The sequence below is a fragment of the Mycobacterium sp. Root135 genome, from assembly GCF_001426545.1.
In the GTDB taxonomy this organism is placed as follows: domain Bacteria; phylum Actinomycetota; class Actinomycetes; order Mycobacteriales; family Mycobacteriaceae; genus Mycobacterium.
Genome location: NZ_LMEZ01000011.1, coordinates 32,144 through 44,579 on the forward strand (window position 1 = coordinate 32,144; position 12,436 = coordinate 44,579).

11 protein-coding genes are annotated in these 12,436 nt (G+C 67.8%); 9 read left to right on the forward strand and 2 right to left on the reverse strand.

Annotation, left to right across the window (positions count from 1 at the left end; genetic code table 11):
* The first annotated feature begins 2 nt into the window (after window positions 1-2).
* Both ASD37_RS30345 and ASD37_RS30350 read left to right on the forward strand, forming a co-directional pair.
* Window positions 3-290: an EthD family reductase gene (locus ASD37_RS30345; protein ID WP_162253334.1), complete on the forward strand. Its 288-nt coding sequence runs from the start codon at window positions 3-5 to the stop codon at window positions 288-290.
* A 124-nt stretch (window positions 291-414) separates the two neighbouring features.
* Window positions 415-1,032: a TetR/AcrR family transcriptional regulator gene (locus tag ASD37_RS30350; RefSeq protein WP_056561143.1), complete on the forward strand. Its 618-nt coding sequence runs from the start codon at window positions 415-417 to the stop codon at window positions 1,030-1,032.
* Between the two features lie 5 nt (window positions 1,033-1,037).
* Here the strand turns inward: ASD37_RS30350 and paaK are convergent, their stop codons facing one another.
* Entirely contained in the window at window positions 1,038-2,342 is a 1,305-nt protein-coding gene (paaK, locus tag ASD37_RS30355) for a phenylacetate--CoA ligase PaaK (protein ID WP_056560930.1), read from the reverse strand.
* A gap of 139 nt (window positions 2,343-2,481) precedes the next feature.
* Between paaK and ASD37_RS30360 the strand changes: the two genes are divergently transcribed.
* On the forward strand, window positions 2,482-3,447 hold the full coding sequence (locus tag ASD37_RS30360) for a helix-turn-helix domain-containing protein (RefSeq protein ID WP_056560933.1): 966 nt from the start codon (window positions 2,482-2,484) through the stop codon (window positions 3,445-3,447).
* A gap of 56 nt (window positions 3,448-3,503) precedes the next feature.
* On the opposite strand, the gene styD is transcribed toward ASD37_RS30360, so the two are convergent.
* The gene (gene styD / locus ASD37_RS30365) at window positions 3,504-4,970 is read right to left on the reverse strand and encodes a phenylacetaldehyde dehydrogenase StyD (RefSeq protein WP_056560936.1); all 1,467 of its coding nucleotides are present in this window, start codon (window positions 4,968-4,970) and stop codon (window positions 3,504-3,506) included.
* A 191-nt stretch (window positions 4,971-5,161) separates the two neighbouring features.
* Here styD and ASD37_RS30370 point away from each other — a divergent pair, with 191 nt between their 5' ends.
* The 6 genes from ASD37_RS30370 to ASD37_RS30395 all read left to right on the forward strand — a co-directional run bounded on the left by ASD37_RS30370 (window position 5,162) and on the right by ASD37_RS30395 (window position 12,291).
* A complete protein-coding gene (locus ASD37_RS30370) occupies window positions 5,162-5,794 on the forward strand; it encodes a TetR/AcrR family transcriptional regulator (RefSeq protein ID WP_056560939.1) in 633 nt (210 codons plus the stop codon).
* Window positions 5,795-5,918: 124 nt separating this feature from the next.
* Window positions 5,919-6,548 carry a TetR/AcrR family transcriptional regulator gene (locus tag ASD37_RS30375; protein ID WP_056560942.1) on the forward strand — a complete coding sequence of 210 codons (630 nt, stop codon included), beginning with the start codon at window positions 5,919-5,921 and terminating at the stop codon, window positions 6,546-6,548.
* A 228-nt stretch (window positions 6,549-6,776) separates the two neighbouring features.
* The gene (locus ASD37_RS30380) at window positions 6,777-7,790 is read left to right on the forward strand and encodes a phosphotransferase enzyme family protein (protein ID WP_056560945.1); all 1,014 of its coding nucleotides are present in this window, start codon (window positions 6,777-6,779) and stop codon (window positions 7,788-7,790) included.
* Window positions 7,791-8,136: 346 nt separating this feature from the next.
* A complete protein-coding gene (gene solA / locus ASD37_RS30385) occupies window positions 8,137-9,270 on the forward strand; it encodes an N-methyl-L-tryptophan oxidase (RefSeq protein WP_056560948.1) in 1,134 nt (377 codons plus the stop codon).
* Window positions 9,271-9,521: 251 nt separating this feature from the next.
* Complete coding sequence (locus ASD37_RS30390; RefSeq protein WP_162253335.1) at window positions 9,522-10,997, forward strand: APC family permease; 1,476 nt, start codon at window positions 9,522-9,524, stop codon at window positions 10,995-10,997.
* A 208-nt stretch (window positions 10,998-11,205) separates the two neighbouring features.
* Window positions 11,206-12,291, forward strand: a complete 1,086-nt coding sequence (locus ASD37_RS30395) for an S-(hydroxymethyl)mycothiol dehydrogenase (protein ID WP_056560955.1) — start codon at window positions 11,206-11,208, stop codon at window positions 12,289-12,291.
* Window positions 12,292-12,436: the final 145 nt, after the last annotated feature.

Genomic DNA, 12,436 nt, shown 5'->3' on the forward strand with positions numbered 1-12,436 from the left:
GCATGACCGTTCAGTACCAGAGCCCGGCAGACCCGGAGGCCTTCGACGGCAAGTACTTCGGCGAGCACGTCCCGCTGTGTCAGACGTTGCCCGGCTTGCGGGCGACGTCGTTCTCCAAGCCGCGCGCCCTGGGCGGGGTCGCGCCCTACCTGGTGGCCGAATTCGACTTCGACGACGCCGCGGCGTTGAAGACGGCGTTGCGCTCACCGGAGATGGCCGCCGTCGCCGCCGACGCCGAGACGTTGCCCGCCGACCGGGTCATGTTCACCGGCGAGGTGACCACCGGGTGAGCTTCGCCCACGGGCACGCAAGGGGGGTCGGCGGTGACGCCGGCCCCCCTTGCGGTTCACGCCCCGGCGGCTGCGAGGTGTCGGAGGAGCCCGGCGGCGGTGACTGCGTGCGAGCATGGACGCCATGACCCACAGCGCTGCGCCCGGCAAGCGGCTGCCGTCGGGCGAGCTGCGCCCCACCTACACCTTGGACCGGCTACTCGACGTCGCGGTGCAGGTGTTCACCGACCGGGGGTATGACGGCACCAGCTTCCAGCACCTCTCGGCGGCCTCCGGGCTGTCGAAGTCCTCGATCTATCACCACATCGACGGCAAGGAACAGCTGCTGCGGCTCGGCCTGGAGCGGGCGTTGGAGCCGTTGATCGCCAGCACCACCGAGGACGCCGCCACCACCGGACCGGCGGTGGACCGGCTCGGTTACCTGATCCGACGCAACCTGCAGATCATGGCCGAGCGACTTCCCTACGTCACGTTGCTGCTCAACGTGCACGGCAATACCGAACCCGAACGCTGGGCGCTTGAGCAACGACGTTCCTACGACAAGTTCGTCGCCGGGGTGGTGCAGCAGGCCATCGACGAAGGCGACGTGCGCGCCGACGTCGACGCCCGCACCACCGCACGGCTGATCTTCGGCATGACCAACTCGGTGCGCGAGTGGTACCGCCCCGACCGCCACATCAAACCCGCCGCCCTGGCCGAGCAGGTCACCTCAATGCTGATGGACGGCATCCGGGCCCGCTAGTGGCCTCACCGCGGCGGGCGGTCGTCGACCACGCGGCGCATCTTGCCCGCCGAACGCTCCACCGAATTCGGTGCCAGCACGTCCACGGCCACGGTGACGCCGATCGAGTTCTTGATCAGCCCCACCAGCCGGGTCCCGGCCGCCTCGGCGGCCGTCCCCGCACCGAGGCGGTGCTCGACGCGCACGGTGAGCTTGTCGAGTTTGTCGGTGCGCGACAGCACGCACTGAAAGTGCGGGGCCAGCTCGGGAACCGCGAGGATCAGTTCCTCTATCTGAGTGGGGAACAGGTTGACCCCCCGCAGGATGATCATGTCGTCGGTCCGCCCGGTGATCTTCTCGATGCGTCGCATGGCGCGCGCCGTCGGCGGCAGCAGCCGGGTCAGATCCCGGGTGCGGTAGCGGATGATCGGCATCGCCTGCTTGGTCAGCGAGGTGAACACCAGTTCGCCGGGCTGCCCGTCGGGCACCGGTTGCAACGTCACCGGGTCGACCACCTCGGGATAGAAGTGGTCCTCCCACACGGTCAACCCGTCCTTGGTCTCCACGCACTCGCTGGCCACACCGGGACCGATGACCTCGGAGAGTCCGTAGATGTCCACGGCGTGCATGTCGAGACGCTCTTCCATCTCGCGGCGCATGTCGTTTGTCCACGGTTCGGCACCGAAGATGCCGACCTTCAGCGACGTCGACCGGGGGTCGACTCCTTGGCGTTCCATCTCGTCGATGATGGAGAGCATGTAGGACGGGGTGACGGTGATGATGTCGGGTTCGAAGTCGCGGATCAGCTGCACTTGGCGTTCGGTCATGCCACCGGAGACCGGCACCACGGTGCACCCCAGCTTCTCCGCGCCCGCGTGGGCGCCCAGACCGCCGGTGAACAGGCCGTAGCCGTAGGCGTTGTGCAGGACGTGACCGCGTCGGCCGCCGGCGGCGCGCACACTGCGGGCCACCACGGTGGCCCACATGTCGAGGTCTTCGCCGGTGTAGCCGACCACGGTGGGGCGGCCGGTGGTTCCGGAGGAGGCGTGGATCCGCGACACCTGCTCGCGCGGTACGGCGAACATGCCGAAGGGGTAGTTGTCCCGCAAGTCGAGCTTGGTGGTGAACGGCAGCTTGGCCAGGTCCTCGAGGGACTTGACGTCGTCGGGGTGTACGCCGGCGGCGTCGAAGGACTGCCGGTAGAAGGCCACGTTGTCGTAGGCGTGGTGCACCGACCACCGCAGCCGTTCGAGCTGCAGCTCGCGCAGTTGATCGGGCGAGATCGTTTCGACGGCGTCGAGGTCTCCTGGGCGTGGGCTCAAATCCAGCATGTGACCACTCGCTTTCTTCTTGGTCGCTGGGTTCTACGGTGTCTCACCAGGACCCGCGGAACTTGGACGCTGCCGCACGCATCTTGACTGACCGAACATTCGGTACGTACGGTGATGGCTGTCACAGAAGGAGCGACCGATGACACTGGACACCGCCATGCCCGTCGCCGAGCCGCGTGGGTTCGACGCCTGGCAGGACAGCATCTGCGACACGTTCGTGCCGCTGGACGCGCATTGCGAGGGCCGCGCGGCGGACGACTTCCTTGGCGGTGTGGACTCCACGAGCCTGGGCGCGGTGGTGCTCGCCGAGGTGTCGGCCTCGCGAGCGGTGGTCGAGCGCACGCCGAAACTGATCCGGCGCGCCGACCCCGAGCTGTACAAGTTCGGCCTGCAGGTCAGCGGGGACTGCGTCATCGAGCAGAACGGCCGCCAAGCTCATCTGCGGCCGGGCGACTTCGCGATCTACGACACCTCGCGCCCTTACCGGCTGCGCTTTGGCGACGACTTCCGGATGACGATTGCGATGTTCCCCCGGTCGTTGGTGCGACTGCCCGAGAAGCACATGGCCGAGTTGACCGCGGTGCGCTTGGCCGGGGACACCGGTCTGGGGTCGCTGATCGCGCCGTTGATGCGGGGGCTGGGCGCCGAGCGCACGGGGACGCGTCCGGTGATCGCCACCCATCTGGGGGATGCGGTGGTCGACCTCATCACCGCGGCGTTCGCCGAACAGATGCAGCGCCCGCTGGAGGAGGATTCCGCCGGCGCTCATCGGATGCTGGTAGCCCAGGCGAGCAAGTTCATCGACGAGCACCTCACCGACAGCGAGTTGTGCAGCAAAACCGTCGCCGATGCGCACTTCGTGTCGGTGCGGCTGTTGCAGAAGGCCTTCGAAGCAGAAGGAATGTCGGCGACGGCGTTGATCCGCACGCGGCGGCTGGAACGTTGCCGCCGCGACCTGGTCGACCCCGGGTGCCGGCACTTGCCGATCGCCCTCATCGGTCACCGGTGGGGTTTTCCCGACGCCGCGCACTTCTCCCGCTTGTTCCGCAACGCCTACGGTGCGTCCCCTCGGGAGTTCCGCAAGGCCAACGGCCTTGCGGCATAGGTCTTTCACGAGGCCGAGCCGGTAGTGGCGTGCGCGGTGCGCACGCCACCGGCCGGTCACAACACGATGGTGACCACTTTTTCCTCGGTGTTGGCCAGGATGCCCGACCAGCCCAATTCTCGGCCGATGCCGCTGGCCTTGAGCCCGCCCCATGGCAACGCCGGATCGATGGCGGCCCACCCGTTGACCCACACTGCTCCGGCGCGGACCCGGCGGGCCATGGTGTGGGCCTGGGACACGTCGCGGGTCCAGATCGTGGCGGCCAACCCGTAGGCGGTGTCGTTGGCGATGGCCAGCGCTTCGTCGACGGTGTCGAACGCGATGACAGCGCCGACCGGGCCGAAGATCTCCTCCTGGGCGATCGTCGACGAGTTGTCGACGTCGGCGAAGATGGTGGGCCACACGAAGAAACCGGGCCCGGCGGGCGCGGACCCGCCGGCCACCAGTCGTGCCCCCTCGGCCTTACCCTTGTCGATGTAGTCCAGGACGCGCTGCTGCTGTTTGGCGTTGACTAGGGCGCCCATGGTGGTCGACTCGTCGAACGGGTCGCCCAGCACCTGCGCCTCGGCAGCCGCGGCGAGTCGCTCGACCACCGCCGAGTAGAGCGAGCGGTGCACCAGGATCCTCGTTCCGGCGGCGCACACTTCGCCCTGATTGAAGAACAACCCCATCGCGATGCCTTGCACTGCGGCGTCGAGATCGGCGTCGGCGCAGACGATTTGGGGGCTCTTGCCGCCAAGCTCCACGGTGGTGCGCTTGAAGGTCTGCGCGGCGACCTGCAGGATGTGGCGGCCGATCTCGGGGGACCCGGTGAAGCTGACCTTCTGCACGTCCGGGTGGGCGACGAGGGCCTCCCCGGTCACCCCGCCCAGGCCGGGAACGATGTTGACCACCCCGGCCGGGAAGCCGGCTTCCTGCACCAGCTTGCCCAGGTGCAGGATCGACAGCGGCGCGTCCTCGGCCGGTTTGACGACCAGCGCGTTGCCGGCGGCCAGCGCGGGCGCCAGCTTCCAGCCCGCGATCATCAGCGGGGTATTCCACGGGATGATGGCCGCGACGACGCCGATCGGCTCGCGCACGGTGTAGGAGTGGGTCTTGGCCATTCCCATGTAGCCCGCGGTGGGGATGGCGGCGCCTTCGATCTTGTCCGCCCACCCAGCGAAATAGCGGAAGGTGGCCACCGCGTTGGGGACGTCGAGCATCCCGGGTTGGCCGACCGGCTTGCCGATGTCGAGGGCTTCCAGCCGGGCCAGGACGTCTGCGTCGCGCTCGATCAGGTCGGCGAGGCGGTTCAACAACCGGGCCCGGACGATGCCGGGGGTGTCGCCCCATTCACCGTCGAGTGCTCGCCGTGCGGCGCGGACGGCGCGGTCGACGTCCTCGGCGCTGCCGTTGGCGATCTTGGCCAACAACTCACCGGTGGCGGGGTTGAGGTCGTCGAAGGTCTCCTGGGCCTGCGACCACGTGCCGTCGATGAACATTTCGGTGGTCAAATCGGTGCTGGTGTCAGCGGTGACCGTCATGGGTTGTCCTCCTGAGGATTTGGCTCACTCCACGGTGACAAGGAGCCGCTGCCGCGAGTTGCCGATCGCTGCACGGCAGTTGACGAACAGCGCCGGGCGTCGGCTCTGCGCCGCGCGGCACCGCCGGGGTCGTGGCGGCGGTTGGTCGCGGGGGAGCGGTGTTGGTCGGGGCAGGCTGCGATGATGGGTCCATGACCGCCACCACCGCCGCCGCCTCGCACGCCGAGGGGTCACGCCCGCGTGGTCGCCCTGGTTACAGTCGCGACGACGTGCTGCGGCGAGCGATCGACCTGTTCATCCGGCAGGGCTACGACGCCACCTCGATCAGTGACCTCGCCAAGGACCTGGGCGTGAGCAAGTCGGCGATCTTCCACCACTTCGACGGCAAGGAGTCGATCCTGGCCGCCGCGCTGGACGAAGCGCTCGACGGCCTGGACCAGGTGGTGGCCGACGCGCGCGACGCTACCGACGTGGACGCCTACCGCAGGCTTCGAGGCGCCGTCGCGGCCTCGGTGCAGATCCTGGCCACCCACCTACCGGCGGTGACACTGCTGCTGCGGGTGCGCGGCAACAGCCCCTCGGAGCAGGCGGCCATGGTGCGTCGTCGCGCGATCGACGTCCAGTTGGCGACGATGGTGCGCGAGGCCGTGGCAGAGGGACGGCTGCGCGGCGACGTCGACCCGGACACCATCTCGCGCCTCATCTTCGGCATGGTCAACTCCCTGGTCGACTGGTATCACCCCGACGGTGCCGTCGACGCGGCCACGTTGGCCCAGGTGGTCACTTCCGTGCTCTTCGACGGGTTGCACCGCTCCCCGCAGTGACCTGGGGCTGCGCTGGGTGGGTGCAGACTCGCCGCCTGTACGACCTCGCCACGTCCCTGTACGCGGAGTTAAGAACAAGTACAGTAAGTATGTTCGGTAGTCGACGAGGTGAACGAGGTAGACGATGGACAGCCCACTTGCCGCCGACACCGACGCTCCGGCGCCGATGTCGATCCGCGAGCGCAACAAGTTGCGCACGCGCCAGGTGCTTCTACAGGCGGCGCTGGAAGTGTTCGCCGAGGCGGGTTTCGGATCGGCGACCGTCGAGTCGATCGCGGCACGCGCCGGGGCCAGCAAGGTCACCGTGTACAGCTACTTTCCTCAAGGCCGTGAAGAGCTCTACCGCGAACTCTACGAACAAATCAACCGGGAACTCATCGAGTTGTCCGACGAGATCTACCGTGAGCCCGGGCATTTCGCCGATCGCATCGCCGAACTCACCGCCGCGTTGCTCGACATCGCCCAGCGCCCGCTGGTGGGGCGGTTCTACTCCATCGACGACCCGTCACTGGACGCCGCGCTCAACCCGGTGCGCGGGCACGCCTCACGGGCGTGGGTCGACCACATCGCCGCCGACCTGAAGGCCGCCAAGCGGGCGGGCCGGTTGCGCTCCAAGGCCAACCCGCAGGCGTTGGCGGTCATGATCGTGGGCACGATGCGGGCGGCGCTGACCGAGGTAGCCCGTGGATGGGCGAAGGCAGATCAACTCGCCGCAGCGGTCGATTCCCTGGTAAGAGGGCTCGAAGCGCCCTGACCAGCGCCAGCGGTTCGTTTCGTCGACGTAAACATTGAACGCACCGTATAACTTTCTTGCGCCATGCCTTGATTGTGTCCGGATAGGACGCCTATGGTGAAGATCACCTACAACGCCCGATGGACCTGACGCCACAGCTGAGCCGGTCACGGTGAGAGTCGCCTCGCCCGGCCCGCCGCAGCCGTGGAGCCCTGGGATCATCGGTGCTCGATTCGACAGGATCTCATCGTGGCCGACGATCACACCCCCGTAACCGCGTCGAGTGTCATGGCGCACGCCTACGGCATCCTCGAACAGGCGCTGCCGCGATTCGGTTTCGCCGCCGGCACGCCCCATGACCTGCTGCCGGTCTCGGAGAATGTCGCATTCCGCCTCCGCCCGCCGGGGGAGTGCCCGTCGGTTCTGCGGATCAGCCGTCCCGAGGGACGGTCGGTGCGGGAGCGGGAGTCGGAATTGGCGTGGATCACCGCGATCCGCGCCGAGGCGCCCGACCTGGTCCCGGCCGTGCTGGTCAGCCAGGACGGCAGGCCGCTGATCACCGTCGAGCATCACGAGTCCGGCCTGGACTACCAGGTGTGCGTCTTCGAGTGCGTCACCGGAGAGCATCCGGCCGAGGACGACTATGCGACCGTCATGCCCCACCTGGGAGCGATCACCGCCCAACTGCACCAGCACGCGGCGGGATGGGATCGACCGGCGTGGTTCACCCGCTACACCTGGGACGTCGACGCGGCCTTCGGTCCTACTCCGTTGTGGGGTCGGTGGCAGGCCGGGGTTCACGATCGCGAAGAGCTCGCCCAACTCACCGCCGTCGAAGACTACGTCCGCCGGCGGCTGAGGGGGTTCGGCCAAGGGCCCGACCGATTCGGGCTCATCCACGCCGACCTTCGTGCCACCAACCTGCTCATCGACGGAAACGACTGTCGGATAATCGATTTCGACGACTGCGGCTTCGGCTGGCTGTTGTACGACCTGGCCACGGCGATGACGTTCATCGAAGACCACCCGCGTGCCGGAGAGTTCATCGCCAGCTGGCTCGAGGCGTACCGGTCGGTGCGACCGCTGCCGGTGGAGCATGAACGCGAAATCGACACCTTCCTGCTCTACCGGCGCCTGCTGACCATCGCCTTCCTGGGCAACAATCCCGACATCGACGTGACCCGGGAGATGTTGCCCGGGCTGGCGCGGGGGACGTGCGAGTGGGCCGAGGGCATCCTTCGACGGCCCGCGGCGTTGTCCTGACCCCCGCGGCACCCCGGCCCACGTCGTCTCGAAAGTCTGTCTACGACAGCGGGTCTCGTCGTGAGGCTCTCGTAGAGATGCGGCGCCCGACCGGTCCCGCGTCGACCACGCCCGCCCGGCGTCGCGACACCGTGGCCGCACCACAAAAAAGTTAACGCATCGTTCATTAATCTTACGTACCGTATTGACAGCCCAGTTGAGCGAGGCGACAATGGATACGACAGTCGACATCGGCGAAGGCGCGATCGACTGGTTCGACGTTCCGCTCGGAACATCTCGACGGAGTGGACTTCTCACCCGCACAGAGCGTCGCCCCGGCGATCGACACAAGGAGAAATGAATCGCTATGTCGCACTATGACGTGATCGTGATCGGCGCCGGTACGTGGGGCAGTTCGGTGGCCGGGCAGCTCGCCGAGCGTGGACGGTCGGTGTTGGCGCTGGACGCCTACGTCCCGCCTCACGACCACGGCTCCCACGCCGGGGCCACCCGGCTCGCACGCCAGTCCAACAGCACCGGACCCGAATACGTCGACCTCACCCGCCAGGCGTTCGACGCATGGGGGGTGATCGCCGAGCGCACCGGCACCGAGGTAATGGTCAAGACCGGCAACGTCTTCGTGGGTCAGCCCGGCTCCAAGTGGTTCGACAACACGCTACGCAACCTTGAGGCCTCGCCGTTCGAGCACGAGATCTTCAGCGGTGCCGAGGCCAGGGCCCGGTTCCCGCGAGTACGCATCGGCGACGGCGAGCTGGCGGTGTGGGAGCCCAACGCCGCAGTGAGCCTGGTGCAACCGGCGCTGCGGGCGATGCAGCAGCTGGGGCGTGAGGCCGGGGTGGAAGTCCACTACGGGGAGCCGGTCCTGGAGTGGACCGCCACGGACAAGGGCGTCTCGGTGCGGACCGCGACCGCGACCTACACCGCCGAACGGGTCGTCGTCACCGTCGGCGCGTTCTCCAACGACGTTCTGCACCTGGACCTTCCGACCCACGTGGAACGTCAAGTGCTGGCCAACTTCGCCGTCGACCTCACCGCCGAGCGGCTGTCCTCGATCTACGTGGCCGCGCCGCCCGGGGACGACTCGGCGCCTGCCTACGGGTGCCCCGAACCAGACGGAACATTCAAGTTCAGCGTCCCGGGCCGCGGCAACACCGTCGAACCCGACACCCTGACCCAGGACGTCACCGCCGAGGACGTCAACCGGATCGTGTCGGTCGTGCGTGATCGACTGCCCGAGATCACCGGCGACCCGATCTCGATGACGGTGTGCATGTGGACCGAGACCGAAGACGGTCACTGGCTGTTGGGACATCACCCCGACAGCGAACGGGTGATCGTGGGCGCCGGTTGCAACGGCCGGGGCTTCCGGTACGCACCGGTCATCGGCGCGGTGCTGGCCGACCTCGCCGACGGGGTGGCCCACCCCGAGCTGCACCGCTTCGACCTGTCCCGGGACCACAGTCTGTCCGCCGGGAACTGACTGCTGCCCAACTCGTTTCGACCCATGACCGCGGCGCCGGTGAGCCACGCGAGAACACCTCGCGCGCAAGGCTCGTCGGCGCCGCCGTCGTATCGCCGGGGAGGTCACCCGAGGTCGGGCAGGACCGCCCGTCGCGTGAGCACAAGTGCCGTGCGCGAATGCGCAAGCTCACGTCGCGGCATCGGATCACTGTAAGCACGCGGACCCGTGCCGGGACGCGGTCATCTGAACGCCGAGGAGATCGGTTCACCATGGATCACACAACTGCCATCGATTACACGGACGGCGCTGTGCCGCCGGACGCCGCCGTAGACACAGCGCACCTGCAGGGCCGCATGGGCGTCGTGGAACTGGCGCTGACCGTATTGGCCTTCGCCGCCCCACTGGCCAGCGTGGTGGGAGTTCTCCCGCTGGTCATCATCTTCGGCGGCGTGGGAGCACCGCTGGCATTCGTCGCCGCCACCGTCGTGCTGCTGCTGTTCTCCGTCGGCTACACCACGATGAGTCGCTACCTGCCCAACCCCGGCGCCTTCTACGCCTACATCAGCGCCGGACTCGGCAAGACCGTGGGCCTGGCGTCGAGTTTTCTGGCCATGCTCGGCTACATGATGGTCGGACTGGGCATCACGCTGTTCTTCGGCATCGTCGCCCACGACACCGTCGCCATCACCCTGCACGGACCCGATCTGCCCTGGTGGTCCTACTGCATCCTGCTGGTGCTGATCGTCGGTGCGCTGGGATACCTGCGGATCGACCTGTCGGCCAAGGTGCTCTCGGTGGTCATGGTCGTCGAGATCGTGATCGTCCTGGTGTTCGACGCCGCCGTCGGAGTCAAGGGCGGCCCCGAAGGCCGCTCCCTGGAGCCGTTCACCTGGTCGGCGTTCAGCCAGGGCCAGGTCGGTGTGGCCGTGCTGTTCGCGGTGATCACCTTCCTCGGCTTCGAGGCCACGGCCATCTTCCGGGAGGAAACCAAGAACCCGCGACGCACCGTCCCACGCGCCACCTACCTCGGCGTCGTCTGCATCGGCGCGTTCTACATCCTGACGACCTGGCTGCTGATCGTCGCCTACGGCCCCAGCCAAGCCCCCGACGTCGCCAACGCCAACGCACCGGCGATGTTCACCGACGCCATGCAAGCCTTCGTCGGCACCTGGGGACGCGACACCATCAACATCCTCGTCGTGACTTCCGCCTTCGCCGCGGTGCTGTCGTGCCAGAACATCGTCGCCCGCTACGGCCACTCCCTGGGCGTCGACCGGGCACTGCCCTCGGCCCTGGGCAAGGTTCACCCCCGCCACGGGTCACCACACGTCAGCTCGCTGGTGTTCACCGCCATCTTCCTGGCCGGGGTGCTGGTGTTCTCCCGATCCGACCCGGCCAAGACCTACGCCTGGCTCGCGGGCGCCGGCGGTTTCCCCCTGCTGCTGCTGATGTTCCTGACCAGCGTGGCGGTCCTGGTGTTCTTCCACCGGTCGCGGACCGAGATCACCGACACCACCTCGTGGCACACCCGCGTCGCACCCGTGCTGGCCATCATCGGCTTGGGCGCCGCCCTGTACCTGTCGTTCACCAACTTCACCTTGGTCACCGGCGGTGACGAAGGCATCGCGGTCGCATTGCAGGTCGTCACGTGGGGCGTCTTCGCCGCCGGAATCGTGCTGGCACTGTTCTTCCGGGCCAAGCGCCCGGAGACCTACGCCCGAATCGGACGGCAGTCACTGATCTAAGGCCGACGCAGCCCGGTACGCGGCGGTCACCGATCGCCGCGTACCGGGCTCCCGCGTGCCCGCGAACCGTCAATGACCTGCCGCCGCACCGCCTCGGTCCGCGTCGCGTCGTCGAGTCGACAGTGTCGGGCACCAACGATTTTCGCCTCACTGCGCCCACGTGGTGGGCGCCTATCCGCACCGACGTTTCACCATCTGAAAGGAAGTCATGCCGCAGCACGTACGAGGTGTCATCGCCCGATCGCGAGGCGCCGCGGTGGAACTCACCACGATCACCATCCCCGACCCCGGTCCCGGTGAGGTCGTCGTCGACGTTCAGGCGTGCGGGGTCTGCCATACCGACCTGACCTACCGCGACGGCGGCATCAACGACGACTTCCCGTTCCTGCTGGGCCACGAGGCGGCCGGCGTGGTGGAGAGCATCGGACCTGGCGTCGAGTCGGTCGCGGTGGGCGACTTCGTGGTGCTCAACTGGCGGGCCGTGTGCGGACGGTGCCGGGCGTGCCGCCGCGGCAGGCCCCAATACTGTTTCGACACGTTCAACGCCACCCAACCGATGACGCTCGCCGACGGAACGCCGCTGACCCCGGCGCTGGGCATCGGCGCCTTCGCCGACAAGACCCTCGTCCACGCCGGTCAATGCACGAAGGTCGACCCGACCGCCGATCCCGCCGTCGTCGGCCTGCTCGGCTGCGGTGTGATGGCCGGCCTCGGCGCCGCGGTCAACACGGGCAACGTCTCGCGCGGTGACTCCGTCGCCGTCATCGGATGTGGTGGCGTCGGCGACGCCGCGATCATGGGTGCCCGACTCGCCGGCGCGGGCACCATCATTGCCGTGGACCAGGATCCCCGAAAGCTGGAGTGGGCCTGCGACTTCGGAGCCACCCACACCGTCAACGCCCTGGACGTCGACACCGTGGAGGCCGTGCGGGAGCTGACCGGCGGCTTCGGCGCCGACGTGGTGATCGACGCCGTCGGGCGTCCAGAGACGTGGAAGCAGGCCTTCTACGCCCGGGATCTGGCCGGCACGGTCGTGCTCGTGGGGGTGCCGACGCCGAAGATGACTCTCGACATGCCGCTGGTCGACTTCTTCTCTCGCGGTGGATCGTTGAAGTCGTCGTGGTACGGCGACTGCGTCCCCGAACGGGACTTCCCGATGCTGGTGGACCTCTACGCCCAGGGCCGACTGCCGTTGGAGCGGTTCGTCACCGAACGCATCGGCCTCGACGACGTCGAATCCGCCTTCCACCGGATGCATGCCGGTGAGGTGCTGCGATCGGTGGTGATCTGGTGAGCGGCACCCCGCCGTCGCCACCTGCTCGCGGGTGCGCCGGAGGGGGACCGGCCACCCTGGTCTCGTCGACCAGATCACTCATCCTGAACGCATCGTTAACTATTTACACAGGCCGTGCACATCCCGTACGGTTAAGCTGACATCG